We start from the raw sequence: 26846 nt of genomic DNA on the forward strand, positions 1-26846 counted from the left end.
CCTCTATCACTTTAATTAGTGATCAGAAAAACACATTTAATTAAGCAACTATACTCTCTAGAAAGGTGAAATTGACCTTATTGTAACTATGAACAAAATAATAATAAAAAAATTTGGTGGTACTTCGCTAACTGACTTAAATCGAGTTGCAAATCTAATAAAAAACGATATTGAAAAAGGTTATAATGTAATTGCTGTTGTGTCTGCTGCTGCAGGATTCACTGACCAAATGGCTTTTCAAGCCAGGCAAATTTCAAATTTAAATTGTAGACAAGAGTTATCAGAGTATGATGTCCTGCTTTCAGCAGGAGAACAAATCTCTTGCGGGTTATTAGCTATCACTCTTCTGTCTGTTGGAGTTAATGCTAAATCATGGCTCGCCTGGCAGTTACCAATTGTAACGGATAATTTTTATTCTGAGTCTAAAATAAAAAAGATAAAAATTGACCATGTAAAAAGATCTTTTGCTGAGGGTTATACTGCTGCAATCATTGCTGGTTTTCAGGGTATACACGATGATAGAATCACTACTTTTGGTAGAGGAGGATCTGATATCTCAGCAATTGCCTTTGCTGTAGTCTTTGGTATTAGGACTTGTGAAATTTTTACTGATATTGACGGAATATATACAGCAGACCCAAAAATTGTTCCAAGGGCACGCAAGCTTAAATCTATCTCTTACAATGAAATATTGGAGATGTCGTCATCTGGTGCTAAAATATTGCATAATCGTTCAGTACAACTTGCAATGAAGCATAATATTAAGGTGCAAGTGTTATCCACTTTTGAGGAAGTAGAAGGCACTACAGTACTACACGAAAAAGATGTACTGGAAAGATACTTAATTACTGGAATAACTTATAGCACTCACGAAGCTCTTGTAACTTTTACTAACTTTGCAAATACTCTGGATACTTTAAGAGATATAGCAGGAGCAAACGTTAAAGTTGACATGATACATGGGTCAAGCTTTTTGATTTCTAAATTTGATGTTGATTTAATGACAAAGTTATTGAACAAAAATGAAAATTATGTCGTAAACAATAATATAGCTAAAATTTCAATAATTGGTATTGGTGTTATGTCTAACACTGAAGTGATGTATCGCACACTCAAGGTTTTAAGCGAAAAAAAGATAGAAATACTTGCTGTCACAATGTCCGAAATCAAGATCAGTATAGTTGTTCAAAAAAAACACGCTGAGGCTTTAATTAGAGATTTACATACCGAATATGAGCTTGATGTATGACAGCACGCTTGAAATTTATTTACTTGATAATTCAAAAAACTTGAAAGAGCAAAGATAGTTATTGAAATTATCTTGATTTACATCGGTTATCCAAGTTTGACATTGAATGCTTAACACCTCCTCCATTAACACCTTTCTGTAATCTTTATCCAGATGCGACATTATATCGTCAAGCAGAAGAAGAGGTGCTTTATTGTAATGAATACACCTTGCTTTTACACTAGATAAGATGATAGAAAGCAGTAATAGCTTTTGCTCTCCAGTAGAACAAAGATTTATTGGCATGTCCCCTTTTTGGCAAAAAACCCAAAAATTATCATTATGTACAGAAAAGGTTACTCTACCAGTTAATGAGTCTTTTTCTCTGTTTTCCTTTAGACGATTCTGAAAATATTCTGCAGTATCGTTCAAAGTTAGCTGACTGCTAAATTTCAAACTTGCCTTTGGAAAAAACTCACAAGAATGGTTATCAATTGTGTCTTGTAATATCTTTAAAACAGATGATCGCATACGTAAAATATCAATTGCATTGGTAGCCATGACGTTTTCAAGACTAGAGAGCCAACTTTCGTCCAAAATATTCTCTCTAAGCAATTTACTTCGCTCATGCTTAGCTTTTCTATATTTCATGTAGCAATAGGTGTAATTTTCTTCAAATAGTGAAACTATACGGTCTAAAAATTTTAACCTGTCACTTGGAGAATTAAGAAGAATATAGTCCATTTGTGGAATTAGCCATATTACATTAGATATTCTATACAAAGATGAGTAGCTTGACTGCGTTTTCCCATCAATTTGTATTAATTTCTTATTAAGATTCTTTCCTATACCAATTGAGTTAAGCTCTGCTCCATTGAAAAAATCATAATACACTACCCAACTTTCATTACTGCGCCTATTTTGCATCTCATTGATTTTTGCTTTTTTCATTCCGTTGCTTTTAGCAAGCAATGAGATTGCTTCAAGTATATTAGTTTTTCCAATACCATTTTTGCCAGTTACTACAACTGGTCTATCATCTAAATCCAGTTCAAAGTTTGAATGACTACGAAAGTTATATAATTTCAGTTTTTTTATATAGCAATGGGTAGTCATTCTTTAATTTATATTCTCCTTACTTCTTCTAGAACCTCATCAACATGTCCACTAACTTTTACGTTTTTCCAGATCTTCACTACTTTACCTTTTTTATCGATTAAAAAAGTAGTGCGCTCTATTCCCATATACTTTTTGCCAAACATGCTTTTTTCTACCCAAACACCATATTTTTCCAACATTTCAGCATTTTCATCAGAAACTAAAGAAAATGGCAAAGAATATTTTGCTTTGAAGTTAGCGTGGCACTTAACGCTATCTTTTGATACACCAATTATCACTGTGTCAAAAGAAGAGAAATTTTCTATATTGTCTCTAAAGCCTTTTGCCTCCATTGTGCAGCCCGGAGTATCGTCTTTAGGATAAAAATAAAGGACTACATTTTTTTTATCAAAAAATTCACTCAGCGATAAAATTTCGCCAGAATCTGTTGGCAAACTAAAATCAGGTGCATTATTTCCTACTGTTAATTCCATACTTTGCTCCATTATTAACACTTTTATGGTACTATAGTATATTGTAATAGGAAGGGAGGATAAATGAAAGTAGCTTTTCAAATGGATGAAAATATAAATTTTGAAACTGATACTACATTTGCATTAATAAAAGAAGCGCAGAGGAGAAAGCACGAAATTTTTGTCTATGTTCCTAATAATCTAGCACTCAAGTTAAATCAGTCAATTGCTCTTGCTCAGAAAGTCAGCGTTGATGATTTTGGTTTTACTTCTAAAGAAGATGTAACTATAGATTTGAATGAAATGGATATCATACTTATCAGGCAGGACCCACCTTTTGATATGCGGTACATTACAACAACCTATATCTTAGAAAAGACTACTGCGTTAGTAATAAATAATCCAACAGAAATAAGAAACTGTCCTGAAAAATTAATTACTTCACTATTTCTAGAGCTAATTCCTCCAACTTTGATCACTGAAAATATATCGATGATTAGAAATTTTTGTCACGACTATCAAGATATCATCTTGAAACCACTATATAGCTATGGAGGAAATGACGTAATAAGAATACAAGACCAAAATAGCATTCAAGTGGTAGTCGATCTCATGATTGCAAAATATGAATGTCCTGTAATTGCACAAGCATTTTGTAAAAAGATAAATACAGATAAAAGAATACTGCTACTGGATGGAAAGCCAATAGGAGTAATGAAGCGAGTTCCAAAGTCTAGCGGAGAAATCAGAACAAATATGAGGCTTGGAGCAAGTTTTGAATCTATTGAAATGAATGATAGAGACACTGAAATATGTAATAAAATCGGTCCTGAGCTAAAGAAAAGAGGGCTAATATTTGTTGGTATTGATATTATAGATGACTTCCTTCTTGAAATTAACACAACTTCGCCTACGGGAGTAGTTTATATCAATAAGTTGTATAGTAAATCACTAGAAAAAGAACTATGGGATGCATTTGAAGAAAAAGCAATTCGTCAACTAAGTTCTTGAGCTATTGCCTTAATAAATTCAGTAACTCCATTCCTTATTCTTGTTTTCTTAGTATTATTAGCCATATCACGCAATTTTTGACAATTTTGCAATAAATCAACTAGCAACTCTCCTAGATTCTTTTTCGCGTTACTATTTTGCTCAACCATTACAGCTGCTCCCGAATCTTCAATATGTTTTGCATTATAAAATTGATGGTTATCTTTTGAGTGAGGATAAGGAATATATACAGCAGGACGCTCAGCAAGAGTGATCTCTGCTATTGAAGTTGCTCCCGCTCTGCTAATTACCAAATGAGCATTGGCCAGTTTATTTTCCATATCATCGAAAAACTCACTTAATTCACAATCAATTCCTTCACTTTTGTATAGACTCTTGACTTTGTTTATATTTTTCTTCGTACATTGCTGCGTTACTCTAATCCTCTCTTTTACTTCAGCAGGTAGATCACAAATTACGCTGCTCACTACATCATCAAAAAAATTTGCACCCTGACTGCCTGCTATTATTAACACGTTTAAAACTGTTTCAGCTTTAGAATAGCCTTGTGCTTCTATATCGACAAAATTTCCTGTAAAAACGCATTTACTACCTTCTGCATACTTAGTCTCTGGAAAGCTAGTTGCAATTAATTTTGCACTCTTGAAAAAGAATCTATTTACTCTCCCTAAAACTATATTTTGTTCATGTAAAATTATAGGTATAGAAAAAATCTTTGCTGCAAAAAGAGTTGGAAAAGAGGCGTAGCTACCAAAACCAATGATTAGCTTTGGTTTTAATTTTCTTGTTTGATACAGTGCTAATACACAACTATACATTAACAAAAAGAGAAACTTCAATTTGTTGCCACTTGGCTTGCACAATGGTAAAATATAACTTTCTATATTGATGATTTTTTGATCAGTGAATAATATACAATTGTGCCCTTGTACCTTTAGCGCTTTTGCTAAGGTTATAGCTGGAAAAACATGCCCACCTGTACCGCCTGTTGCTAGAATAATATCCATCTGTAAATAGCAATTTGATAATAGATTATTAATCATTTTTTAATAATCTGCATGTAAAATTTTATTAAGCTTTATGATAGTTGAGTTAAAAATGCCTGAAAGCAGCAACAGTAAAAACGTGAAAAACAAGCCTCAAGAGCAAAGAGAAGGCGGAAGTGGAGGTTTTATAGGATTGTTAAAAAGCACAAAAAAGCTCTTTGTTAACTCAGTTGATGGTCTACCTCAGCAAGAACAACTCAATAAAAATATTGATAGACAACAAGGTTTAGACAGTAAAAGAAAAAGCCCAGAGGATCTTAATCAGGAAAAAAAGCTTGAAGTGAAAGAAGCAGCTGAAGGGTTAAAAGAAAAGTTAGAAAAATCTGATATTGGTAATCAATCTATTAGAATTGAATCGCCTAATCAGGATAATTGTAGCTCTAAAACGATAGAACGTTAGTTCAACTATTCAGCGATTCACCATCTGCAGCAAGTACTGACTCATGTATCATCTCTGAAATGGTTGGATGAGGAAAAATCGTAGATTTTATGTCGAAGTCTGTTCCTTCTAGTTGCTTTGCAAGAGCAAAATTGCTAATTAACTCTGTTACTTCCGCACCTATCATGTGGCTACCCAGAAGTTCGCCTGTTTTTTTGTCTATAATTGTTTTCACTAAACCTTCAGTTTCACTTAGTGCAATAGATTTACCATTAAAGTTGGAGTGAAATTTTCCTACTTTTATATCGTATCCACTTTTTATTGCCTGTTCCTCAGTAAGGCCAACGCTTGCTACTTGCGGATGAGAGTAAGTGCAATTTGGTATGCACTCTTTTTTTAACTTATGAGCATTTTTACCGGCAATTTTCTCAACACAGATTACAGCTTCATGACTTGCTTTATGCGCTAAACATGGGGGACCAGCTACATCACCTATTGCATACACACTTGATTCACTTGTTTCATACCACTCATTCGTTTCAATGAAACCAGAAGAACTCAACTTAATTTTTGTATTTTCTAAACCTATATTTTCAGTGTTTGCTTGAACGCCAACTGCAACAATCACCCTATCAAATTCTTTGCTCTCACCACTACTTAGTAACACTTGAGCAAAGTCTTTATTTTTAGTCAAAGCTTTTACGCTACTGTTTGTATATATTTTTATCCTTTGTTTTGTGAATATTTCTTGTGCTAAATTTGAAATATCTTTATCTTCCAGCGGCAAAATAGTGTCTTTTACTTCTATAATTGTTACATCAACTCCCAAAGTACTATAAAAACTTGCAAACTCTATTCCTATCGCACCAGAACCTATGATTAGTAGAGATTTTGGTAACTTCTTTGGAGTCATAGCGTGCTGCGCATTCCATATTAAATCTCCATCTACTTCGATTCCAGGAAGATTTCTTGCCCTTACACCTGTTGCTAAAATGATATGCTTGGAAGAAATTTCCTCCTCCTTTTTGTCATTAAGAATTTTTATAGTACGATTACCTGCAAGTTTACCGAAGCCTTGATGGACTTTGATGTTATTTTTTTTCATCAAATACTCAACACCACTTGATAGCTTGCCAACAACGTTCCTTGAATATTTCACCATTGATTGTATATTAAAACTTGCATCCTTTACTTTTATGCCAAATTCTTCTGATCTTCTTATTAATCTATAAACTTCAGACGCTCTAAGTAGCGATTTTGTTGGTATACATCCCCAATTTAAGCATATACCACCCAAATTTTCCTCCTTTTCAACAATTGCAGTTTTAAGTCCAAGCTGCGCCGCCCTAATTGCTGCTATATAACCACCAGGACCGCTGCCTATAACTGTAATATCATACTCATTCATCAGTTTTTTTCGTGTGCAAAAGACTATATATAACAGATGGAACCCGTATGATCAATGCTCAGGTGTATAGAAGCGACTTGACAAACCTTCCCACGTTCCTTATCATATCAATAAGAGTATTTATCCTTGTTTTTAATCTCTGCAGATTTAACAACAAAATTCAGTAAAAAACTCAGATATTTATTGGCAAATTACAAAAAATTATAGCGGCTGCATGTCTTTTTTTATTTTTTCTACATTCAGCCAAAACGCGCTTTAAATAAGCGTTAGCACATTATTACAACGCCAATTTACATTATTATAGGGTCAAAACTCACTACTGGGGGATTCTTTTGCCTTTTTTCTATTTGGTAAATTTCTTAATATTTGTAGCTAAAATTTCAGGATGTCATTCCAGCACTTCTTATTACCTGTTCTGGATCCCAGTATCTGGGCACTGGGATGACAAAAACATAAGATGACACCGAAGGGGCTACTCGCATCTTTTTAGCCCAAATCACAATGTTCGTACAGCTGTGACTAGTATGACACCTTCCTTATACAAAAAATTTTTTGATAAAAAAACTGGATTTCAATACTGAGATTACATCCTTTCTAGTGGAGATTGCTCTCAAATCACAATGTTCATACAAATATACTTTATGAATTGCGTTTATAATCTCTAAACACTTCATTAATAGTGTGCCAAGCTTCGACAGCGTTCGTGTTTGTGGTAATATCAGCAAGAGCCTTCCATAAAGCCCAGGCACGGCCACGAGTCCAAGTGCTAGCATCCAACGGAAGCATTGCACGGAAGATTTTTCGGCTTTCTCCTCTAAGCAGCGTCCAAGCAATCATTAGATCGCAAGCGGGATCGCCGATCCCCAATCCTCCAAAATCAATGACGGCACTCAATTTTCCTTCTTGCACCAATAGGTTGCCAGCGCTAACGTCACCATGGACCCACACTGGCAAATCTTTCCAAGCGCTTGCTAGCGCTGCTTCCCAGAGCTCGATTGCAGCATTGGCATCTATTCTATCTTTTAGAACGGCAATTGCTTGCTTTGTCTCAGCATTATAGGTTGTTAGTACCCCTCCACGATAGAAATTATGTGGTCCGGGAAGAGGCCCATCTGTAGTATCTATGCGTTGTAAAGCAGCGAGAAATTGAGCAAGGCTGGTTGCAAAGTTATTCAGATCTGCTATGTGCACAGATGCAGCGGTGTTGCCATCAATCCATTGGTAAATAGACCATTGCCATGGGTAACCCTCACACGACTCTCCCATTGCCAAAGGCTTTGGAATTGAAAGTGGCAGTAAAGGTGCCAACCTGGGTAACCACTTTTGTTCCTTTTCCACCTGCATTGCATACTTTGCAGCGCTTGGCATACGCACAAGCATGTGATCACCCAGACGAAATGTTCTATTGTCCCATCCACCGGGCACGATTTGGCAGATAGACAGATCTTTAAATTGCGGAAACTGGGTGACAACTAAGCGGTGTACAAATGCAGCATCTACTCTTGCTACTTTTTGCACCAATTGTGCCTTAAATTTCTTTCTTTACAATATATCCTACCTGATACAAACAGGGCTACTATAAGATAAATAAGATTCCATGTTGCTAATGAAACACCAAAAATATAATGAGGCCTGTCACAAGACGGAGAGTAATTGGGGTTTAATAGATTATTTCTCAACTCTTCTATGCTAACGTTACCACTTGCTTGCTCTGTACAGCCTAAAACATCATGAAATAAGTGGAGTTCAAGACCTACATGATAAAAAGATATTATTGCACCAATGAGATAGCTGCAAAACATCGCATAGATTAGGATTTTGTTGTCTTTGAACATGTACGCAACTGCAAGTAGCCCTGTAACATAGTAAACTACTCGCTCGTATATGCATAACTTGCATGGTAGCATATTGAAGAAATACTCTAGCACATATGCAAAAATCAGAGCAGCGGCACTTGACAGCAAAAAGATTGTAGAACTGTTATTTATATCTGACATAATTAACGAATTACCACAACAACCGAAAAAGTCAACTTTTGTTTAATAATGTTCTATATAATTATAAAGCGACACATATCACTCTATAACTTTTTTATCTAGCCTCTATGCATGTATTCACAGCTAGATACTGATTTAGTTTGCATACTAGTTACAACCCTAGTATCACTATCTATTTTTGCAATTTCTTCTTTGGTATACAATTCATCCTTGTTTTTCGTCCAGCTATTGTCATATTGAATATCAACTTCTCCTCCATTGGTTTTAAACCCAAATGTTTCTTGCATAAGCAATCTTGCTTCTTCCAAACGTCTGTTGTAACGTTTGTTAGAATCTTGATAGCTAGATATAAGAAGAAGAACGTCATTAGAAAGAGTGAAATATACTATCTCTTCCATAATTTTGTAAATCTCATGTTCTGATAACTTAAACAAAGGATAATCTTTTTGAAACTTATTCTTTACTTCATTGTAAATTTCCATAATTTTTACTCTACCAGCATCGCTTAGAGCAATGATAGCATTTTCAATACTTGCTATACCATCATAGTCATAACCTTTTCTGTCATTTTCAGCAACCAAAAAGCCATGCACAGCCTGAATCTCACCAACTTTCTTATCTTCTTTAGGTAAGATATCAAAATCAAAATAGATCATAGGAGATTTCAATACCAACAACATAAATATACGCATACTGTCTATCTCAACACCAAAATTTTACTTTCTGGAATAGAGTATAGATCTTTGAAATATTGAGATACAGTGTATAAAGGACATTTAGATAGTTCTGTTTTCTTATCTGTTTGTAAGTGAAAGCTAAATTCATACTCTCCTAAATCCAGCTCATTAAAGTCTATAAGCTCTATGTTTTTGTTTGGGTTAAACTCTCTGTTTGATATTTTATTCTCCAACTCTTTACGTTGCGTAGGAGTAAAACCAGATCCATTTATTACTAATTTCACTACACGCGTATCTTCCCTTTTTGCCCAATTGCTCAATCTTTCCAAATATTTTTCTGGAATCGGGTATCCATATCTTTTTGGAAGCCACTGAAATACTAAAGGTGTATCAACCGTGAAAGTATGTGGAGATCCAGGCCTTAAATCTTGTCCTTTATAATTCATAGCAAAAGTACTAAACAAGTTAATACTTTGCTATATAATATTAATTTATCAACTGCTTATTTAAGTAATATTATTTACTTATTAATAATATTACTAAGATAAAAAAGTATATTATTAGTAAAACAAGATTATCTACTTTACATAGGGGTTTTTATTCTTTTTCAAAAGCAATCTAACTGGTACACCTTCAACAAAGAAGTTTTTTCTAAGACCATTAGTCAAATAACGTTTATAACTCTCATCAACACTTTCCGGGACGTTGCATACCAAAGAAAAAGCTGGAGGTTTGGTGCCAATTTGAGCAATATACTTCATTTTAATCTCTCTACCTTTTATAAGTGGGTGAGAATGTTTTTCCACAGCATCTATTAGCCAATTATTCAGTTTTGCAGTGCTGATCTTCTTGTTTAAGGATTCACTCACTTCAAGACACTTATCTATCACATCACCACAGCGCATACCTTTCAATGCAGAAATTGTTACAGTTGGCACTTCCAAAAATAACCGAGTCACTTCCTGTTGTTTGACAAATTTTATTAACTTACTTCTGTCATCCTTACCTATTAAATCCCACTTATTTAAAACAATGATAATTCCCTTCCCCCCTTTAATTGCAGCTTCAGCAATTGATAAATCCTGCTGCTCAATGCCAAGCAAGGAATCTAACATTAAAATCACTACATGAGAGCGCTTTATTGACTCTATACTTTTTTCAACAAATCTTGATTCTAAGTTATCAACAACATTTGCCTTTCTGCGGATTCCCGCAGTGTCGATGAGAGTGATTAATTTCCCATTATGTTCGTATGAAATATCCACAGAGTCACGCGTGGTACCGGGTTCTGAGCTTACTATTAGTCTATTTTCTGCAAGTAAACTGTTTAAAAAAGTTGATTTTCCAACGTTTGGGCGACCGATGATTGCAATCCTCAGTCTAATGGACTCACTTTCAGGCAGCTCAGTGCCTTCGCTAAGACCTTCAATAACACTAGCTAATGCATCATAAAGATCAATCATACCAAGATTATGTTCGGCTGAGATGTATACCGGACCTATGAAATTGAAAAACTGCAAATAATCAACATTTTCCGATTTATGACTTTCACATTTGTTTGCTATTAGTATTACAGGTTTATTTGTTTTTCTCTTCAGCCACTTTGCAAACTCTTTGTTCTGCTCGTTTTGCACTTTTGCATCAATAAGAAAGAAAACTACATCTGCACTCGACAAAGAAAACTCTATTTGTTCAATAACTTGTAGTGAAAAACTGGTTTGGTCATTCCATCCTCCTGTATCTATGACTTTAAACTCTAAATCACTAATTCTTCCAATTCCTTCACGCCTATCTCTCGTTACTCCTGGAATGTCACTAACTACCGCTGCTTTTCTTCCCACCAGCCTATTAAATAGAGTTGACTTGCCTGCATTTGGAAGGCCTATTATGACTATTTTCAGCATAGTTTAAGAGCGTATTTTATAAATAGTAAATTATAATCAAAATTTTTTAATTTAACTATTGACTTGATAGATTATATACCTATCCTAAAAGTGTAATTCGAAAAGGAATTGCTGAATATACAGGTAATGATTCTATAGATGTGAGGTTGAGAGGAAAAGAAGATAAATCATTTACTGCATGGGTATCGTTAAAAGAAGGCAGAGGTGAGTTAAAATTTGATAACTCATTTCCTGGTAAAGCCTTAAAGGATAGTAATCCAAAAATTGGAGCTTTTACATTGGTATCTCCAGAAGATAAAAGGTTGGTGCGTGTTTCACAAAGTGATGATGGTGTAAGGCTTTATCAAATACTAAATGAGTCTTGTATAATTAAATTTGACTGGAAAGTGGGTGATAGAGATTGCAGTATTGCTTTAAATATTAGTGGAAATGGTAACGTATTTTGTACTGATTTAAGTGATAATATAAGTCCTGAGGACTTCGAGGAAAACAAAGCTGTAAAAATAAAAATTGGCTATTATGAGAATAAGAAGATGGATAAATATAATGACATGACTCTAGCAAAATTGGTCTCATTGGCTTCAAACTTACAAGGAATTGAAAGAGAAGTTATAACAATTAATCCATCAACAGGTGTAACAAGTGCAAGTGCACAGAATGTTAGTGAGTCTCAGCATTCTCAAAATATTAAATAGAAATTGCTAGCGCATTAATTATCGTACACATACACCGTTGCATGCAGTAACGGTGTATGTGTATAATCAATAGGATTTGTAAGCTCAATAAAGTTTACAACCAATTTGAAAGTTATTTTACTACATGCAAGACTCTGAAATACTAGAAACTCTAAAGATCAAAACATTAGAAGCCGAAAAAGGAGGAGGTCCTGATAGAGTTAACAAGCAACATGAAAAAGGAAAGCTAACCGCTAGAGAAAGGCTGAGTATATTGCTCGATGAAAATTCATTTCAAGAGTATGATAAGTTTGTGAAGCATCACGCAACTGATTTTGGCATGCAAAATGCTGATTTTTTAGGTGATGGAGTTGTAATTGGCCATGGTACTATTCATGGCAGAAAAGTTTTTGTTTATTCTCAGGATTTCACTGTCTTTGGTGGATCACTTGGTGCATCACATGCAAAAAAAATATGCAAAATTATGGATATGGCAATTAATGCCAGGATTCCAATTATCGGACTAAACGACTCTGGTGGAGCTAGAATTCAAGAGGGAGTAAATTCCCTTGCTGGTTACGGAGAAATTTTTCAAAGGAATGTAAATGCATCAGGCGTTATACCACAAATCTCTCTAATCATGGGCCCATGTGCTGGCGGTGCAGTTTACTCTCCAGCGCTAACCGATTTTATTTTCATGGTAAAAAATAGCTCATACATGTTTATAACCGGACCAGATGTAGTGAAAAAAGTTACCTATGAAGATGTAAGCCACGAAGATCTTGGTGGAGCAAAAATTCATACAAGCAAAACAGGAGTAGCAGATTTTGCGTTCAATAACGATGTTGAAATGCTGCTGAGAATCCGTGAATTCCTTACCTTTTTACCAGTAAATAATCAAGAGTCAACGAAATCTGTACCAATCTGCAACTTAATTGATGATGTTGATGAATCTTTGAACACTCTAGTTCCTAGTAATCCTAATACTCCTTATGATATGTATGAACTTATTGAAAAGGTGTGTGATGAAAGGAAATTTTTTGCACTAAAACCCGATTTTGCCCGTAACATCATAATTGGCTTTGGCAGAATTGGAGGAAATACTATTGGTGTTGTTGCAAATCAACCTATGCACCTTGCAGGATGCTTGGATATTGACTCTTCAAGAAAAGCTGCGAGGTTTGTAAGATTTTGTGACGCATTTAACATTCCCATCATCACACTTATTGATGTTCCAGGTTTCCTGCCAGGTACAAATCAAGAATACAATAATATAATACAACACGGAGCGAAACTGCTTTACGCTTATGCTGAAGCGACCGTGCCGAAAATTAGCCTTATCACTAGAAAAGCGTATGGTGGTGCATATATTGTTATGAACTCAAAGCATTTAAAAGGTGATATAAATTATGCTTGGCCAACTGCTGAAATAGCTGTAATGGGCCCTGAAAGTGCAGTTGAAATTATATTTAGGCATGAAAAAGACCAGCAAACGTTAATCAAAGAATATAAAGAGAAATTTGCTAATCCATTTTTTGCTGCATCACATGGATACATTGATGACATTATAGTGCCAAGTAAAACAAGGCATCACTTTCACAAAGCACTAGAGCTACTTAAAAACAAGAAAGTAGAAAGAATATGGAAGAAGCATGATAATCTTCCTTTGTAACTTTCCTCTCAGTCTTTATTGTAAGGTCTACAGTGCCGTTACACCAAGTTGGATTACCAATAACGCTAACTTTTGGGTTCCTTTTTTCTATAATATATTCTTATAGCTAAAAAATTACTTCCGCATATTCTAAATCTGATTATAATGACAATTAGAGATACTTTTAGAGCTCAAAAATTTATCTTTGTCTGCAGACTTTTTTTTATTAAACAATCAAACTCATAAAAAAATGTAGTGTATCCTCTTCAGCGTATGTGGGTGCATACACACATACTTAATTTCTGTCGTATGTGCATTGCATTTTTTTCTAATCTTTTTTTTCAAAGGAGGATTTTATGTCCAGAATTCCAGATATTTGACGTTTACTTTAGCTAATAAAAACCAACTGGTACCTACGGTTTTTATAGCCTCAAAATTTCAATCAAAATTCAACTATCATTCAAAGAAACTTATAGTTATTCTTAGTGTTATTACTGTAGTAAAAGCGCTATGATGATAAGAATATACAATCCTTTGTAACTTTCTTCTCAGTCTTTATTATAAGGTGTTCAATAATATGGGAAGAGTAAAGTTTTAAAGAGATAATTAAAATTATCCTTATCACCTACTTAGCAATAAATTATATTTGCTTAATCGTAATTACTTACACTTCTCAATGTCCTGTTTTATTTATGGCAAACATTAAGCTTAAAAATGTACACAGTCTATTAAATTATATTATTTGTTTTTTCCTTATATACATTCAGTATATGCATTCTGCTATTGCTTTAGATAACTCTTCATCACATTTAAAAAACTCACCTGATTTTTTACCTTTTAGAAAACCTTTTGATAATATAGAAAAAATTATTAGAACTGACAATTTTAGAAGTTTTGATCTTGATAAAAGAAATAAGCTTTATACCAATGCTCATAATAGTATCAGTCTTGTAAATATTATTAATAAAATTATCTTAGCTCAAGATAACTTATTCATACTAGAAAGTAAGCCGTATAATATAGTACTTGTTGATAATCCCAATCTTAGTAGAACTACAGGTGCTGCAGGAAAGGACTATGTAATTATTGAGGGAAGCTTAAAAAAAAATATCAAAGATTATACTAGAGTGATATCACATGAATTAATTCACAGATATATAGGACATATAATAGAGCAAGACAACGATAAGAAAAATGAAATAAAATATAAGTGGTTTTTTGAAGGATTTACGGAATTTTATGGAGTGAAAACCTTACTTGACACGAAACTTATTGATAAAGATGAGTACTTAAAAATAATTAATATTACTTTAAAAGAGTATTTTAATTCTTTAATACCTAATATTGATTTCGAAAAAACAAATCAAAAGCATTTACTTGATCAAAACATAAGCATGTTGAGTTATAACAAAGGTTTTATTCTTGCAATGATAATAGATGAGAAATTAAATGAGGTTAGTAATGGAAGGTATAACTTATTGACTACTATAAATAATATAATAAGTGAAATAACTTCAAAGAAAGTTAATTTTAATGTTGACTTATTTGCAAGTCATTTAAAACATTACTTACCAGAGTCCCTTATAAAAGACATCATAGCCTCTATAAGAGATTCTAGCATACTTCTCAGTCTATTACCCAGTAGATTACTAAATAAAAATTTAACTTTCCAAGATACTGATAAGTATAGTGATATATGCTTTAACTTAACCAGAAGTCTAGAGCTACAAAAGATACGTGGGGTTAAATTAGGTAGTGATTGCCATAATATGGGACTCAAGGATGGTCAAGAACTAAAGTGTTATAGTATTGACTTTAATAGTGGTAATATTAAGTTAAAAGTCCTTGAAAACAAGATACCGAAAGTTATACATTTGAAAGCAAATAAAATGACGAGTAGCATTCCAATATATAAATAGCTCAGATAAATGCTTGACAAAAGCTATAGTAAACCTAGACTTTGCTATTTTAAGGCAAAATAATTATGGTAAACAATAAAGAAAAACAAGTGGATTTATTATTAGAGCTTCTTAGCGCTAATATCGGTCAAGTTAGTAGTAGTGTCATACTTAAAAGAATAGAAAAGCTTTCAGATAATTTTCATGGTAGAAATAATCACAATAGCCATTGTCAGTTTGATAGAGATGGTGGAGGGCATGGTAATATATGCTGGGCAGATAAGATAAAAGAAGACCTGACTGAGAACTATCATAAAAAGGATAGAGAAATTTCTATATAACTTTTCATTAGAGCTATTTTACGGTAATTATTCAAGAGTTGAAGGATTTGGCAAAAGAAGTCCTTTTGTATTACCGTTAATATGTGTTTCCAATAATGGTAATCTCGGCCCACTAGATGATTTGAGAACATGTGTCCCTCATAAGTTTGTTGAATATAACATAAGCAATACTAGTTGGGCTAAGTTCTCATCAGATAAATTTTTTAATAACTTTTTGAGTGATATGGAAAACAGGCCTGACGATTGTAAGCAGTGTTGTTATGAAAATATTTGTGGTGGGGGAAGTTATGGTAACAGGTTTAACCCTGCCAACGTAAGTTTTAATAATCCTTCAGTATATTGTGAGGGATTTTTGGCAAAGGATTATACAATTTCTTTTAATGCATGGATTTTCTAAAGAAAAATTACGGCAGGTATTATTGAATAGTAATACTGAAAAAGCAGCTTAATGGTAGTGTATAAAAGGTATTTACTAGACGTTTTTCTATAATCTAATTAGCATCTAGAGGATTGACTTTATGAATATCGTCCTCTAAACTGCCGTTACCAAGATTCGAACTTGGGACCTCGTCATTACCAATGACGTACTCTACCACCTGAGCTACAACGGCAAGTTCACGTATTATGATAATGAATAACATGAAAAAAAATAAGGAAAAAGAAGAAGAGAGAAAAAGATTGGCAAAAGCTTTAAAGCAAAATATTCTAAAAAGAAAAAAACAGCAACAGAGTAGACAAAGCAGACCCCTTCCAAAATTTGTTTGTGGTGAGGAATTTTTAGGAGAAAGCGCTGCAGAATACCCAAACGTATTTGAGGAAGCTTTAACAACAAAATTACCATCAGAAACTTAAGTTTTGAAGGAGGTATCATGCCAGAACTCCCAGAAGTGGAAGTCATCTCTAACTTCTTATTTGATAAAATCAAAAATAAGAAAATAAGCAATGTTACAGTCAATAATTGGAATTTGCGTGTACCAATAACGAAGAATATTGATGATTTGCTAAAGGGCAAAGTTATAAATGATATCAAGCGTAGAGGTAAATATATAATCTCGAATATAGATGCTAGTATGGCTGTAATCATACACCTCGGCATGAGCGGAAAGCTTATATATGTTGAAGACAATCAAGCACAGAACAAACATGATCATGTGATATTCTTATTTTCTGACAACACTTCACTAATCTTTAATGACCCAAGAAGGTTTGGATTAGTGATTGTTTTAAACAGAGAGCAAGAACTAAATTTTTTTAATAACCTAGGAATAGAACCCCTCACAGATGAATTTAATGGAAATTATTTACAGAAGTTGCTACAGAGCAGAAAAGCAAATATCAAATCAGTATTAATGAATAATAAGCTAATAGTTGGCGTAGGTAACATATATGCTTCTGAGAGCTTATTTAGAGCTCGCATATCACCACTTAGGCTAGCACAAGATTTAACATATATAGAGTGCGAAAAACTTGCTATCGAAATAAAAAATACTCTGAGTGATGCAATTGCTGCTGGTGGTTCAACACTGAAAGATTATGCACAACCATCTGGATCTGCTGGATACTTTCAAAATAACTTTTACGTATATGGTAAAGTGCAAAAACCTTGCAGAATCTGCAACAATATCATAACACTTATACGACAAAATGGTCGTAGCACTTATTTTTGCAATGCATGTCAGAATTAAATTTTATTTTTGCATATGACACTCTTACCTGAAAAAGATCCTTTTGATTTGTTCTCAAAGTGGTATCAAGAAGTACTTAATTTTCCGTGTAAAGAGTCAACTGCAATGACGCTAGCAACGTGTAGCAAAGACTGCATTCCATCTGCAAGAGTGGTATTACTAAAGGAGTATAGTAAAGAAGGTTTTGTGTTCTTTACTAACGTAAACAGTAGAAAAGGAAAAGAATTGACTGAGAACCCCAAAGCTGCACTCGTATTTCATTGGACAGAATTTTCTAGACAAGTACGAATTGAAGGAGAAGTTAGGCTTCTAAGCGGCAAAAAGGCTGACGAATATTTCTCCTCTCGAGCACGCGATAGTCAAATTAGCGCGTGGTGCTCAAAACAATCAAGAGTTCTGAAAAATTGGCAAGATTTTGAGCAGGCTATAGAATTGAAAGAGAAAGAATTTCACAATACACAAGTTTCTCGTCCTGACTTTTGGGTGGGATTTTGCGTAATCCCAAAGGTAATTGAATTTTGGCAAGAAGGTGAATATAGGAGACACACTAGATTTAGATATACTCTTGTTGAGAAAAGCAATTGGAAAGTGGAACAATTATATCCCTAACGTTAGAGAAAGCTACTCTGCAGATCAAAAATAAAGATTTATTGTCATCCTGATCAAGTAACTTTTTATGGTTTAAAAACTTGTTGTATGTAATGTATTGTAATACTTACGCAAAATATTTTAGTGCATTCTCAAATATGAGCATTCCATCACCATATTTTGGCATAGCCACTCCTGAACGTTTACATTTTTCTTTTTCAAGAGGCCAGTTGTCCTGCTGAGTAAAAAATATTCCTCTCTCTGGGTGAGGCATTAAAGCTAAAACTCTACCACTTTTGTCTGACAAAGCTGCCAGGTCGTATATAGATCCGTTTGGATTGTAAGGAAATTGTAAATTTGCATAGTCACCATTTTCATCAACGTAACGCAGTGCAACGGAATTATTTTCAATCAATTGATTCAAAGTATCTTGATCCATAAAAAATTTGCCTTCCCCATGAGCAATAGGGAGATATAGTTCACTCAGGCCCCGTAGCCAAACAGAATTACTCTGCGGATTAACTCTCACTCTAATCCAACGACATTGGTAATTACCTATATCATTAGAGGTTAAAGCTAGATTAGAGAATTCTGGAACTAACTTTACTAATATCTGGCAACCATTACATATCCCTATAATAAGCTTATCCTGAGATAAGAAATTTTGAAATTCGTCTAACAAGTTGTTTTTTATACGCAAAGCAAACGCATTACCAGCACCAGTGTCATCACCATAGGAAAAACCTCCTGGAATTGCAAGTATATTGCTTAATTTCAGTTCACTTGGATTATCTATAATATCATTAATGTGAACGATTTTTACTTCAATATTATTAATACCAAGCTTTCTGCTACATTCCATAAATGCAAATGCAGTTTCTTTTTCGCAATTTAAGCCATAACCAGATAGGATTGTAATTTTCATGAATCAAAAAACTCGAACTTTCTTTTTACAAAATTTGCTATTAAATTCAAAGCAAATAGCATTAACAATAAAGCTATAATTGCAATGGCAGCAAGCTCAATAAATGCAATTTCAGGACTACTTGACCATATGTATATTTGTACAGGTAAAACAGTTGCCGGATCGAAGAAGGATGTAGGTGTATCAGCAATAAATGCTACCATGCCTATCATAAGTAAAGGGGAAGATTCGCCTAAAATCCTTGCAATTGCAAGCACTGCACCATGTATTATCCGTGGCAACGCAATCGGTAAAGAGTGATCCAATATCACCTTGATGTGAGGTGCACCTAGCGCAAACGCTGCATCTTTTATTGCAATAGGAACGTTTGTAAAGGCATTTTTTGTTGCAATAATAATATTAGGCAGCATCATAAATGAAAGAGTCATCCCGCCAACAAGCGGTGAAGAACGGGGTAAACCAAATATGCCCAAGTAGAGAGTCAGTCCTACCACACCAAATATTATCGAAGGCACTGCAGCAAGGTTATTCATGCTAATTTCTACAATACTGGTTATTAGCCTATTTCTAGGCATAAATTCATAAAGACAGATACCTGACATAATTCCTATTGGCAATGCCAACGCTAAGCATACTATAATTGTCATTAATGAACCGATAAATGCCCCTAAAATCCCTGCATTCTCAGGCTCACAAGAATCAGACTTAAGAAACAGAGACTTATTAAAAAATTTTCTTACTCTTCCCTTCTCTTTTAACCAATCAAGTAATTTAGCATAATGATCATTCAAATGTTTATATTTATTTATTGAATTAATTATACTTGACGCGGTAAACCAGATCTCATATTCACCACTATCTTTTACTTTCTTATGAAAAAATTTCTCTAGTTCTTTGTAAGAATTACGACTTAAAATTTCGTCACCGTCTTTAAAATCAGTTCCTTCAAACACCTTACGTAAAGAATTGTTGAGTAAGCCAATGGACTTATATCGTAAATCACCAGGATTATTAGTTAAAATAAGATCAGCATTTATTTCAACTGGTAATAAAATTTTCGTTACTGTTAAAGCACTGTAAGAGTTAACTAATATACTTAGTAATATACATATAGGACACCCAATTGAGACAATCAGTGCTGTAAAAGAGCAAAAGCATAAAATGTTGTTCTTTTTATTTTTTCTTTTTACACGAGCATGTACGCGCTTAGATTGAAGTAACTTAAGAAAGTTTTTCTTTATTATACCCATTTACTTTTCTTTACATGAGGATTTGAAAAGACTTTCCCCTTTTTCCAGTGCTTGAACTGAGATCTAACAGGCTTTGCCTGCAAATAATTTTTATATTTTCCATGAAAGCACAAACCAAAAGGAGAATCTGGATCCCAGTGTCAAACATTGGGATGACACCACAGCAGGAGGGAAAGTACAGTTGTGCGTCACACACTGGGATAATAAGAGAGAGTTTTGAGATGATACAATTGACATCACTCCCTATTGTATCTACTTAGATTTTTTTTTAACATAAGTAGTACGTTCTTTGATCCTTGCAGCTTTCCCAAATAGCTTGCACAGATAATATAATTTTGCTCTACGGACCTTTCCCTTTCTCATCACTTGTACTGAAATTAATGCAGGAGAGTAAACAAAAAATTGTGATACTATACTTTCTCCATGACTTACCTTTCTAACTGAAAAAGAAGAGTGTAATCCACGATTTCTTTTTGATATACATACGCCCTCAAATATCTGTATACGCTCACCCGTACTATCAACTACCTTAAAAGTGACCTTCAAATCATCGCCAGGACAAAAAGCTGGCATCTCTTTGGCTAACCTTTGTATTTGTTGTTCGTTAAATTTTTCAAGTAAGTTTGTCATTTATCATCTCCATTCAACAATTCAGGTCGACGTTCCTTTGTTCTAACATATGACTGTTCCCTTCTCCAATCACTTATTTTTCTGTGATTGCCAGACAACAGAACCTCAGGAACTTTGTACCTACTCCACTGCTCAGGTCTAGTATATTGAGGATATTCAAGTATACCACCACTATAACTAAAACTTTCTTCAGCAACGCTATCGAAATTATTTACTACACCTGGAAGAAGCCTAATACATGCATCAAGAACCACCATCGCAGCTGGCTCACCTCCCGAAAGTATATAATCTCCAATACTTAACTCATAAGGAGTATACACATCAATTACTCTTTGGTCAACACCTTCAAATCGACCACACAATATTGTTACATGAGGAATTTCTGTTAACTCCTTCGCAATTCTCTGATTAAATTTTGTACCAGATGGAGTCATATAAATAAATCTAGTATTTTTATGAGCAGAAAGCACATTATCAACTGCATTACCAATCACATCTGGGCGCATAACCATCCCTGCTCCACCTCCATATGGAATATCATCCACAGTTGAATGTTTATCTTTAGCAAAAGAACGAATATTTACTATTTCAAGATTCCATATTTTTTTTTCCAACGCTCTTCCAGCAAGAGAATAGTTCAAAAATCCGGGGAACATTTCTGGAAATATGGTTAATATTGTAACACTAAACGTCATTAGCAAATTTGTAGTAAACTAAGCAGCAATTTGATATTATCTTATAGTATACAGCTAAATTAATCATGTCACTGAATAAAACGATATACGAAGGTAAAGCCAAAGTCATTATTGAAACTGAAGACTCATCAACTGTTATACAGTACTTTAAAGATGATGTTACAGCGTTCAACAAGGAAAAATATGAAATTATTGAGGGCAAAGGAATAATTAATAATCATGTTAGTGCTTTTATCATGGAAAAGCTTGAAGAAGCAGGAATTAGCACGCACTTTATAAACACTCTAAACGAAAGAGAACAGCTAGTCAAAAAGCTCAAGATAATACCTCTTGAGGTAGTGGTTAGAAACATTGCAGCTGGCAGCTTTTGCAAACGTTTTAATATCAAAGAAGGTGAGGCACTTACATCTCCTATAATCGAGTTTTTTTACAAAAATGATGACCTAGCCGACCCAATGGTGAATGAAAATCACATATTATATTTTGGTTGGTTATCCCATAAAGAAATGGAAGAAGTTAAAACTACAACTTTAAAGATCAACAAAATCTTAGTCGACCTATTTTCAAATGCAAATATATATTTAGTTGATCTCAAGTTAGAATTTGGCAAATTGATAAACAACAGCACTAAAATCATTTTAGCCGATGAAATCAGCCCTGATAATTGTAGGCTATGGGATAAAAATACTCATAAAAAGCTAGACAAAGATGTTTTCCGTTTAAATCTAGGAAACTTAAAGGAAGCATACTCAGAAGTTGCAAAAAGACTGTCGGTAAAGTTAGACTAACTAAATACTACTCTATCAAGTGGAGGCTGACATGCTTCATCAAGTTTTCCAATAATCTCAATTTTTTCTCCACGCTTTTGGAAATGGCTTTCCACATCCTTCATATTATCGGGATCTACAATCAGTACTATACCTATGCCGCAATTAAATGTTTTTAACATTTCTCTCTTTTCTATTTTACCTTCTTCTTTCAGCCATAAAAATATATCTGGCCATTTCCAAGAATTAATATTTATGTCTACAAATAAATTTCCTGAGAGAATTCTTGGAATATTGTCTATTAACCCGCCACCTGTTATATGCGCAATGCCTTTTACCTTTGGCATAATAGGCAACAAAGAATCAACATATATCTTTGTTGGCTTAAGTAATATTTCACCCCAAGATTTATTATTCCATGGAGATATATCATTATAATTTATACCTAAGCTTTTAAAAATATGGCGCACCAAAGAAAATCCATTTGAGTGAATTCCATTTGATTCTAAACCAACTACACAGTCACCTGCTTTCATTATACTACAATTTGGAAGAATTTGCTTTCGATCAACAACACCAACCACAAACCCTGCAAGGTCATAGTGATTGTTACCATACATTCCAGGCATTTCTGCAGTTTCTCCACCAACTAATGCTATTTTAGATTCCTTGCACCCTTCTGCAATGCCCTGGATTACAGACAATAAAACGTTTTTGTTTAAAACGCCTGTTGCAAAGTAATCAAGGAAAAATAAAGGTGTTGCTCCTTGTGCAAGTAAATCATTTACACACATTGCAACTAAGTCTATACCTATAGTATCATGCTTATTCACCTCTTGAGCTATTAATAGTTTTGTGCCCACTCCATCAGTTGAGGAAACAAGTACTGGATGGTCGTATTTCTTACTCAGCGAAGAAAAGTCAAACAATGCGGAAAATGATCCTACTTCACTAATTACTTCTTCTCCTTTAGTCTTTTCAATAATAGGTTTAACTTTTTTTATTAGTTCATTATATAGTTTAAGGTCTATTCCAGATTTAGCATAAGTATTCATAACGCCTTCACAAATCTTATAATTATTAATACTACATTAATGCTTTGACACAAAAAGCGCAACGAAACTTTCTCTTAAATTGACTACTACATGCCTACCAATATAGGGTTAACTTAAATCATTTATACTTTTATCCAATGAATAAAAACATAATGTTAATAACAGAGTGCCTATCAGGACGAATTCTTCATGATTTTGCTAGTTCTATGCAAGGAATAGTGGGTGGATTGGAAGAGCTTGAAGAAAACAACCCTAATATGCAAAACGAAGCATTGTCATTGCTTAAAGAAAGCTCCGATGATTTAATATATAAATATAAAGTTATGAAGCAAGCGTATTCTCATTCATCAGATAATTGCAGCTTTGTTAAGACTAAATCCAATATAGAAAATTATTTATTAAAAAAAAAGTAAAGCTTCAGTGGAGAGTAAGTGAATGTCCTACAGAAAACTTAATTGAAAAAATAAATAAGATAATTTCCAATATGGTGATAACTATAATCAGTGCAGTGGCACAAATTGAATTAGTGTCTATTTTACTGACTAAAACAGAAGATAAAACACTACTCACTATAAAAGTAGTAAATGAACATAAATCAATAAGTACATTATTAGTGAGCAAATTAACAAAAAAAAATGATATTCGTTTGGATACAAAAGACATTATTATCTATATGACTTCTTTACTGTTAGAACAGTATAACACTAAAATCAATTGCACTTGTGAAAGTAATTCACTGAATATAGGCTTAACTATAACTTGAGATGGCTTCATATTTCATAAAAGGGAATCGATACTATAAATTTGAATCTTGGATAAGGAAAGGAAAAATTTTGTGGAGTAACTTAGACATAAAATCTGTAGTTAATTTCTTTGCAGGGAGTGTTAAATAAACTGTGTCAAACCGAGAAGTAAAAATAAAATAGAAACAAAAAATGGAGGTTTGACACAGTTTATTTAACACTCCCCTTTTTCCTGCAGTAATGAATTATTATGAAGCTTGCATTTTCTGTCGCTTACTACTGGGATAGCTTAACAGTTGCAGTGCATGTCTATCAATGATAAAATGAAGATCAGTTTATTTTGATACTATGATTAGGGTACTCTTTGTTGCACTATTATTTTTTTGTGGTGGTTATGCACTTGCAAAACAGGAACCAAGACCAATAGCTGGTGATAACCACATAAAGGTAATGAATTATAATCCACAGGCTATACATAAGTACACGGGCTTTTATGGTTATCAATCCAGCATATTGTTTGAGCCAGGGGAGGTAATAGAGAGTCTTTCAATGGGTGATGCAACCGGTTGGCAACTCCTTCCTCAAGGTAATAGATTATTTATTAAGCCTATAGATGATATTGCCGATACTAATGCAACTATAATTACCAACAAAAGAGTTTATTATTTCGAGTTTCATGCTGAAGAAGCAAACGGGCTAGATGATCCAAGGTTAGCATATGAAGTAAGGTTTCTTTATCCACTGTTCAACAGTGATGAAATTTATTCAACGAGTAACGGTGATATTCTAGAGCAAGCTAGTCATACCACTATCCCTGATATAAGTGATATTGAGGTTATAAAGAAAGGCTTGAATTTTAACTATTCCATCTCGCACGTTAAAGGCAGTCAATCAATAATACCAATTAAGGTTTTTGATGACGGAAAATTTACATATCTACAATTTAATAAAATAAACTCTGATTTCCCGGCAGTTTTTATGGTTGATTCTGCAGGATATGAATCCTTGATAAATTTTCGTACAGTTGATGACTACCTGATAATTGAAAGAGTAAGCTCGGTATTTACCTTAAGAAACGGATCAAGCACAGTCTGCCTGTTTAATGAAAACATACCTTTCAAAAAAGGTAAGTGATTAAAGGCTATAGTATTCTTATAGGTGCAAAATTCTTTCTATGGTGCTTCGTAATTCCATGAAGGCCAATAGCGCTGAGGTGTTCTTTTGTTCCATATCCCTTATTTTTATACCAATTATATTGAGGATGTTTATTATGCAATTCTTCCATAAGCCGATCTCTTGTAACTTTTGCAACGATTGAAGCAGCTGCGATTGATATACTTAAGCTATCACCATTCACTATAGATTTTACTTGCCATTTTACTTCAGGTGGTTGATTACCATCAACTAGCACATAATCTAGTTCTAGATTCAAGTTTGCCAACGCACGTTTCATTGAAAGCTTTGTTGCTTGCAAAATATTGTATGAGTTTATTTCTTCTACGCTTGCCATTCCTATACCAAATTTTGCAACAGACGTTATTTTTTCGTATAGAACTTGCCTACACTTAGGGGTTAGCTTTTTTGAGTCGTTTATTCCATCAATAACCGTATCTCTATCAGTAAATATTACAGCTGCAGATATCACTGGACCGGCAAGCGGACCTCTTCCAACTTCATCTACTCCTGCTATAATTCCTGATAATGTATTTTCTAATGAAAAGTCTGGATATTTCATAATTCCTATAATAAGAAAGTTAAAGCAAAAATCGAACAAGCAATAGAAATTATCCAAAATTTTATAACTATTGTATTTTCTGACCACCCTTTCTTTTCAAAGTGATGATGTATTGGTGTCATAAGGAAAATTCTTCTTCCTGCTCCATATCTAAATTTTGTATATTTAAAATATGATACCTGAATAATCACAGATAAAGTCTCTATTACAAAGATTATTCCAATAACGGCAAAAAGCATTTCTTTTTTAATTAGAACACTAGTGAGTCCTAAAGCTGCACCGATTGATAGGCTTCCAACATCACCCATAAATATTTTTGCTGGATGTGTGTTAAACCACAAGAAACTTAAAATAGCTCCTATAAATGCAATGCAGAATAAAGTAATGTTTACATCTGTCTGAGTGATGTATGCAATTAGCCCCAAAAAAGCAAAGGAAGTAATGGCTTGAGTTGCAGCAAGGCCATCTAGGCCATCTGTAAGATTCACAGCATTAGAAGAGCCAACAATAACAAATGCAGCAAACGGAAGATATAGATAGCCAAGGTCGATTGCTACTTCTCTAAATAGAGAAATTTTTGTAAAACCTTCAGCAGATTGTAGCTTAAGTATAAACATACAGACCAGAGTAACGACAAACTGAATAAGTATTTTGGTTTTTGCACTTAAACCTCGGTGGTGATTTGTCTTCAATTTTAAATAGTCATCAATAAATCCAAGTAGAGCAAAAAATAGAGTTATAAATACCAGCAATGAAATTTCTGGTGTTAATTGAGTCCAAAGCAGGATTGGTAATAAAGCAGAAGTTAGTATTATTATTCCACCCATAGGTGGTATATTCTTTTTTGTTATTAAATGACTTTCTGGTCCATATGATCTGATTGGTTGTCCATCTTTACTTATCTTTTTTAGAAGTTTTATAAAATAGGGAAAGAGAATAAACCCAAAAATAAATGAGATAAAAAACGTCTTTGTAGCTGAGATCACCT

The 26846-nt window shown here is 33.8% G+C and carries 31 protein-coding genes and 1 tRNA gene; 15 read left to right on the plus strand and 17 right to left on the minus strand.

The window, feature by feature from the left end; genetic code table 11:
• Positions 1–88: 88 nt before the first annotated feature.
• Positions 89–1249: an aspartate kinase gene (locus CAI20_RS02395; protein ID WP_007302299.1), complete on the plus strand. Its 1161-nt coding sequence runs from the start codon at positions 89–91 to the stop codon at positions 1247–1249.
• A gap of 15 nt (positions 1250–1264) precedes the next feature.
• Here CAI20_RS02395 and recF read toward each other — a convergent pair whose 3' ends face one another.
• Both recF and bcp read right to left on the minus strand, forming a co-directional pair.
• On the minus strand, positions 1265–2344 hold the full coding sequence (recF, locus tag CAI20_RS02400) for a DNA replication/repair protein RecF (protein ID WP_007302298.1): 1080 nt from the start codon (positions 2342–2344) through the stop codon (positions 1265–1267).
• An 8-nt stretch (positions 2345–2352) separates the two neighbouring features.
• Complete coding sequence (gene bcp / locus CAI20_RS02405) at positions 2353–2820, minus strand: thioredoxin-dependent thiol peroxidase (RefSeq protein ID WP_007302297.1); 468 nt, start codon at positions 2818–2820, stop codon at positions 2353–2355.
• 63 nt (positions 2821–2883) lie between these two features.
• Between bcp and gshB the strand changes: the two genes are divergently transcribed.
• Positions 2884–3810: a glutathione synthase gene (gene gshB, locus CAI20_RS02410; protein ID WP_007302296.1), complete on the plus strand. Its 927-nt coding sequence runs from the start codon at positions 2884–2886 to the stop codon at positions 3808–3810.
• Here gshB and CAI20_RS02415 read toward each other — a convergent pair.
• Positions 3795–4817, minus strand: coding sequence for a UDP-N-acetylglucosamine--N-acetylmuramyl-(pentapeptide) pyrophosphoryl-undecaprenol N-acetylglucosamine transferase (locus CAI20_RS02415; RefSeq protein ID WP_149169004.1), 1023 nt, complete (start codon positions 4815–4817; stop codon positions 3795–3797). The two genes, gshB and CAI20_RS02415, sit on opposite strands and share 16 nt — an antisense overlap.
• Positions 4818–4890: 73 nt before the next feature.
• Between CAI20_RS02415 and CAI20_RS02420 the strand changes: the two genes are divergently transcribed.
• Entirely contained in the window at positions 4891–5256 is a 366-nt protein-coding gene (locus tag CAI20_RS02420; protein WP_149168761.1) for a hypothetical protein, read from the plus strand.
• A 1-nt stretch (position 5257) separates the two neighbouring features.
• Here CAI20_RS02420 and lpdA read toward each other — a convergent pair whose 3' ends face one another.
• The 6 genes from lpdA to der form a co-directional block, all read right to left on the minus strand.
• Complete coding sequence (lpdA, locus tag CAI20_RS02425) at positions 5258–6643, minus strand: dihydrolipoyl dehydrogenase (protein WP_019236856.1); 1386 nt, start codon at positions 6641–6643, stop codon at positions 5258–5260.
• Between the two features lie 639 nt (positions 6644–7282).
• Entirely contained in the window at positions 7283–8068 is a 786-nt protein-coding gene (locus tag CAI20_RS02430) for an aminoglycoside phosphotransferase family protein (RefSeq protein ID WP_246111614.1), read from the minus strand.
• 80 nt (positions 8069–8148) lie between these two features.
• Complete coding sequence (locus CAI20_RS02435) at positions 8149–8640, minus strand: disulfide bond formation protein B (protein ID WP_012481943.1); 492 nt, start codon at positions 8638–8640, stop codon at positions 8149–8151.
• 98 nt (positions 8641–8738) lie between these two features.
• Positions 8739–9332 carry a hypothetical protein gene (locus CAI20_RS02440; protein WP_149168763.1) on the minus strand — a complete coding sequence of 198 codons (594 nt, stop codon included), beginning with the start codon at positions 9330–9332 and terminating at the stop codon, positions 8739–8741.
• A 5-nt stretch (positions 9333–9337) separates the two neighbouring features.
• Entirely contained in the window at positions 9338–9763 is a 426-nt protein-coding gene (locus CAI20_RS02445; RefSeq protein WP_246111615.1) for a hypothetical protein, read from the minus strand.
• Positions 9764–9895: 132 nt separating this feature from the next.
• Positions 9896–11221, minus strand: a complete 1326-nt coding sequence (der, locus tag CAI20_RS02450) for a ribosome biogenesis GTPase Der (RefSeq protein WP_149168764.1) — start codon at positions 11219–11221, stop codon at positions 9896–9898.
• A gap of 140 nt (positions 11222–11361) precedes the next feature.
• Between der and CAI20_RS02455 the strand changes: the two genes are divergently transcribed.
• The 5 genes from CAI20_RS02455 to CAI20_RS06630 all read left to right on the plus strand — a co-directional run bounded on the left by CAI20_RS02455 (position 11362) and on the right by CAI20_RS06630 (position 16182).
• Entirely contained in the window at positions 11362–11916 is a 555-nt protein-coding gene (locus CAI20_RS02455; RefSeq protein ID WP_246111616.1) for a hypothetical protein, read from the plus strand.
• A gap of 124 nt (positions 11917–12040) precedes the next feature.
• A complete protein-coding gene (locus tag CAI20_RS02460; RefSeq protein WP_007302285.1) occupies positions 12041–13567 on the plus strand; it encodes an acyl-CoA carboxylase subunit beta in 1527 nt (508 codons plus the stop codon).
• A 749-nt stretch (positions 13568–14316) separates the two neighbouring features.
• A complete protein-coding gene (locus CAI20_RS02470) occupies positions 14317–15465 on the plus strand; it encodes a M61 family metallopeptidase (protein WP_230609011.1) in 1149 nt (382 codons plus the stop codon).
• A gap of 65 nt (positions 15466–15530) precedes the next feature.
• Positions 15531–15785: a hypothetical protein gene (locus CAI20_RS02475; RefSeq protein WP_019236861.1), complete on the plus strand. Its 255-nt coding sequence runs from the start codon at positions 15531–15533 to the stop codon at positions 15783–15785.
• A gap of 223 nt (positions 15786–16008) precedes the next feature.
• On the plus strand, positions 16009–16182 hold the full coding sequence (locus CAI20_RS06630; protein ID WP_179943622.1) for a hypothetical protein: 174 nt from the start codon (positions 16009–16011) through the stop codon (positions 16180–16182).
• Positions 16183–16323: 141 nt separating this feature from the next.
• Here CAI20_RS06630 and CAI20_RS02485 read toward each other — a convergent pair.
• Positions 16324–16396 (minus strand) — tRNA-Thr (locus CAI20_RS02485).
• Positions 16397–16424: 28 nt separating this feature from the next.
• On the opposite strand from CAI20_RS02485, the gene CAI20_RS02490 reads away from it, so the two are divergent.
• From CAI20_RS02490 to pdxH, 3 genes are read left to right on the plus strand one after another with little or no spacing between them, the layout of a single operon-like run.
• Positions 16425–16637 (plus strand): hypothetical protein, encoded by a 213-nt coding sequence (locus CAI20_RS02490; RefSeq protein ID WP_149168766.1) that lies wholly within the window; start codon positions 16425–16427, stop codon positions 16635–16637.
• A 17-nt stretch (positions 16638–16654) separates the two neighbouring features.
• Positions 16655–17470 (plus strand): bifunctional DNA-formamidopyrimidine glycosylase/DNA-(apurinic or apyrimidinic site) lyase, encoded by an 816-nt coding sequence (gene mutM / locus CAI20_RS02495; protein WP_149168767.1) that lies wholly within the window; start codon positions 16655–16657, stop codon positions 17468–17470.
• 15 nt (positions 17471–17485) lie between these two features.
• Entirely contained in the window at positions 17486–18079 is a 594-nt protein-coding gene (gene pdxH, locus CAI20_RS02500; RefSeq protein WP_006014087.1) for a pyridoxamine 5'-phosphate oxidase, read from the plus strand.
• A gap of 106 nt (positions 18080–18185) precedes the next feature.
• Here the strand turns inward: pdxH and CAI20_RS02505 are convergent, their stop codons facing one another.
• From CAI20_RS02505 to trmD, 4 genes are all read right to left on the minus strand, one after another.
• A complete protein-coding gene (locus CAI20_RS02505; protein ID WP_019236865.1) occupies positions 18186–18983 on the minus strand; it encodes a phosphoribosylformylglycinamidine synthase subunit PurQ in 798 nt (265 codons plus the stop codon).
• Positions 18980–20233 carry a PstA family ABC transporter permease gene (locus CAI20_RS02510; protein ID WP_007302279.1) on the minus strand — a complete coding sequence of 418 codons (1254 nt, stop codon included), beginning with the start codon at positions 20231–20233 and terminating at the stop codon, positions 18980–18982. Before CAI20_RS02510 ends, CAI20_RS02505 begins: the two co-directional genes overlap by 4 nt.
• Before the next feature lie 252 nt (positions 20234–20485).
• Positions 20486–20863, minus strand: coding sequence for a 50S ribosomal protein L19 (gene rplS, locus CAI20_RS02515; protein WP_007302278.1), 378 nt, complete (start codon positions 20861–20863; stop codon positions 20486–20488).
• The gene (gene trmD, locus CAI20_RS02520; RefSeq protein ID WP_149169005.1) at positions 20860–21558 is read right to left on the minus strand and encodes a tRNA (guanosine(37)-N1)-methyltransferase TrmD; all 699 of its coding nucleotides are present in this window, start codon (positions 21556–21558) and stop codon (positions 20860–20862) included. Before trmD ends, rplS begins: the two co-directional genes overlap by 4 nt.
• 65 nt (positions 21559–21623) lie before the next feature.
• Here trmD and purC point away from each other — a divergent pair, with 65 nt between their 5' ends.
• The gene (gene purC, locus CAI20_RS02525) at positions 21624–22346 is read left to right on the plus strand and encodes a phosphoribosylaminoimidazolesuccinocarboxamide synthase (RefSeq protein ID WP_007302276.1); all 723 of its coding nucleotides are present in this window, start codon (positions 21624–21626) and stop codon (positions 22344–22346) included.
• Here purC and purM read toward each other — a convergent pair.
• Positions 22343–23380 carry a phosphoribosylformylglycinamidine cyclo-ligase gene (gene purM, locus CAI20_RS02530; RefSeq protein ID WP_019236866.1) on the minus strand — a complete coding sequence of 346 codons (1038 nt, stop codon included), beginning with the start codon at positions 23378–23380 and terminating at the stop codon, positions 22343–22345. The genes purC and purM overlap by 4 nt on opposite strands.
• 137 nt (positions 23381–23517) lie before the next feature.
• Here purM and CAI20_RS02535 point away from each other — a divergent pair, with 137 nt between their 5' ends.
• The 3 genes from CAI20_RS02535 to virB9 all read left to right on the plus strand — a co-directional run bounded on the left by CAI20_RS02535 (position 23518) and on the right by virB9 (position 25257).
• On the plus strand, positions 23518–23793 hold the full coding sequence (locus CAI20_RS02535) for a hypothetical protein (RefSeq protein WP_012481935.1): 276 nt from the start codon (positions 23518–23520) through the stop codon (positions 23791–23793).
• On the plus strand, positions 23778–24143 hold the full coding sequence (locus CAI20_RS02540) for a histidine phosphotransferase family protein (protein ID WP_125855783.1): 366 nt from the start codon (positions 23778–23780) through the stop codon (positions 24141–24143). The genes CAI20_RS02535 and CAI20_RS02540 overlap by 16 nt, the downstream gene beginning before the upstream one ends.
• 328 nt (positions 24144–24471) lie before the next feature.
• Positions 24472–25257 (plus strand): P-type conjugative transfer protein VirB9, encoded by a 786-nt coding sequence (virB9, locus tag CAI20_RS02545; RefSeq protein WP_007302273.1) that lies wholly within the window; start codon positions 24472–24474, stop codon positions 25255–25257.
• A 7-nt stretch (positions 25258–25264) separates the two neighbouring features.
• On the opposite strand, the gene CAI20_RS02550 is transcribed toward virB9, so the two are convergent.
• Both CAI20_RS02550 and mraY read right to left on the minus strand, forming a co-directional pair.
• Positions 25265–25858, minus strand: a complete 594-nt coding sequence (locus tag CAI20_RS02550; RefSeq protein ID WP_007302272.1) for a ribonuclease HII — start codon at positions 25856–25858, stop codon at positions 25265–25267.
• Positions 25859–25863: 5 nt separating this feature from the next.
• Positions 25864–26844, minus strand: coding sequence for a phospho-N-acetylmuramoyl-pentapeptide-transferase (gene mraY / locus CAI20_RS02555; RefSeq protein ID WP_007302271.1), 981 nt, complete (start codon positions 26842–26844; stop codon positions 25864–25866).
• Positions 26845–26846: the final 2 nt, after the last annotated feature.

The sequence above is a fragment of the Wolbachia endosymbiont of Chrysomya megacephala genome (assembly GCF_008245065.1).
In the GTDB taxonomy this organism is placed as follows: Bacteria; Pseudomonadota; Alphaproteobacteria; order Rickettsiales; family Anaplasmataceae; genus Wolbachia.

Bases quoted from the DNA above. Each gene is read 5' to 3' on its own strand.
- virB9 (WP_007302273.1), top strand. From the start codon at position 24,472: ATGATTAGGGTACTCTTTGTTGCACTATTATTTTTTTGTGGTGGTTAT.
- CAI20_RS02435 (WP_012481943.1), bottom strand. From the start codon at position 8,640: ATGTCAGATATAAATAACAGTTCTACAATCTTTTTGCTGTCAAGTGCC.
- purC (WP_007302276.1), top strand. From the start codon at position 21,624: ATGTCACTGAATAAAACGATATACGAAGGTAAAGCCAAAGTCATTATT.
- bcp (WP_007302297.1), bottom strand. From the start codon at position 2,820: ATGGAATTAACAGTAGGAAATAATGCACCTGATTTTAGTTTGCCAACA.
- CAI20_RS02470 (WP_230609011.1), top strand. From the start codon at position 14,317: ATGCATTCTGCTATTGCTTTAGATAACTCTTCATCACATTTAAAAAAC.
- purM (WP_019236866.1), bottom strand. From the start codon at position 23,380: ATGAATACTTATGCTAAATCTGGAATAGACCTTAAACTATATAATGAA.
- mutM (WP_149168767.1), top strand. From the start codon at position 16,655: ATGCCAGAACTCCCAGAAGTGGAAGTCATCTCTAACTTCTTATTTGAT.
- recF (WP_007302298.1), bottom strand. From the start codon at position 2,344: ATGACTACCCATTGCTATATAAAAAAACTGAAATTATATAACTTTCGT.
- rplS (WP_007302278.1), bottom strand. From the start codon at position 20,863: ATGACAAACTTACTTGAAAAATTTAACGAACAACAAATACAAAGGTTA.
- CAI20_RS02395 (WP_007302299.1), top strand. From the start codon at position 89: ATGAACAAAATAATAATAAAAAAATTTGGTGGTACTTCGCTAACTGAC.
- CAI20_RS02490 (WP_149168766.1), top strand. From the start codon at position 16,425: ATGAAAAAAAATAAGGAAAAAGAAGAAGAGAGAAAAAGATTGGCAAAA.
- der (WP_149168764.1), bottom strand. From the start codon at position 11,221: ATGCTGAAAATAGTCATAATAGGCCTTCCAAATGCAGGCAAGTCAACT.
- CAI20_RS02510 (WP_007302279.1), bottom strand. From the start codon at position 20,233: ATGGGTATAATAAAGAAAAACTTTCTTAAGTTACTTCAATCTAAGCGC.
- CAI20_RS02475 (WP_019236861.1), top strand. From the start codon at position 15,531: ATGGTAAACAATAAAGAAAAACAAGTGGATTTATTATTAGAGCTTCTT.
- CAI20_RS02445 (WP_246111615.1), bottom strand. From the start codon at position 9,763: ATGAATTATAAAGGACAAGATTTAAGGCCTGGATCTCCACATACTTTC.
- CAI20_RS02460 (WP_007302285.1), top strand. From the start codon at position 12,041: ATGCAAGACTCTGAAATACTAGAAACTCTAAAGATCAAAACATTAGAA.
- CAI20_RS02535 (WP_012481935.1), top strand. From the start codon at position 23,518: ATGAATAAAAACATAATGTTAATAACAGAGTGCCTATCAGGACGAATT.
- CAI20_RS02415 (WP_149169004.1), bottom strand. From the start codon at position 4,817: ATGGATATTATTCTAGCAACAGGCGGTACAGGTGGGCATGTTTTTCCA.
- trmD (WP_149169005.1), bottom strand. From the start codon at position 21,558: ATGACGTTTAGTGTTACAATATTAACCATATTTCCAGAAATGTTCCCC.
- CAI20_RS02440 (WP_149168763.1), bottom strand. From the start codon at position 9,332: ATGCGTATATTTATGTTGTTGGTATTGAAATCTCCTATGATCTATTTT.
- CAI20_RS02420 (WP_149168761.1), top strand. From the start codon at position 4,891: ATGATAGTTGAGTTAAAAATGCCTGAAAGCAGCAACAGTAAAAACGTG.
- lpdA (WP_019236856.1), bottom strand. From the start codon at position 6,643: ATGAATGAGTATGATATTACAGTTATAGGCAGCGGTCCTGGTGGTTAT.
- CAI20_RS02505 (WP_019236865.1), bottom strand. From the start codon at position 18,983: ATGAAAATTACAATCCTATCTGGTTATGGCTTAAATTGCGAAAAAGAA.
- gshB (WP_007302296.1), top strand. From the start codon at position 2,884: ATGAAAGTAGCTTTTCAAATGGATGAAAATATAAATTTTGAAACTGAT.
- pdxH (WP_006014087.1), top strand. From the start codon at position 17,486: ATGACACTCTTACCTGAAAAAGATCCTTTTGATTTGTTCTCAAAGTGG.
- CAI20_RS06630 (WP_179943622.1), top strand. From the start codon at position 16,009: ATGGAAAACAGGCCTGACGATTGTAAGCAGTGTTGTTATGAAAATATT.
- CAI20_RS02550 (WP_007302272.1), bottom strand. From the start codon at position 25,858: ATGAAATATCCAGACTTTTCATTAGAAAATACATTATCAGGAATTATA.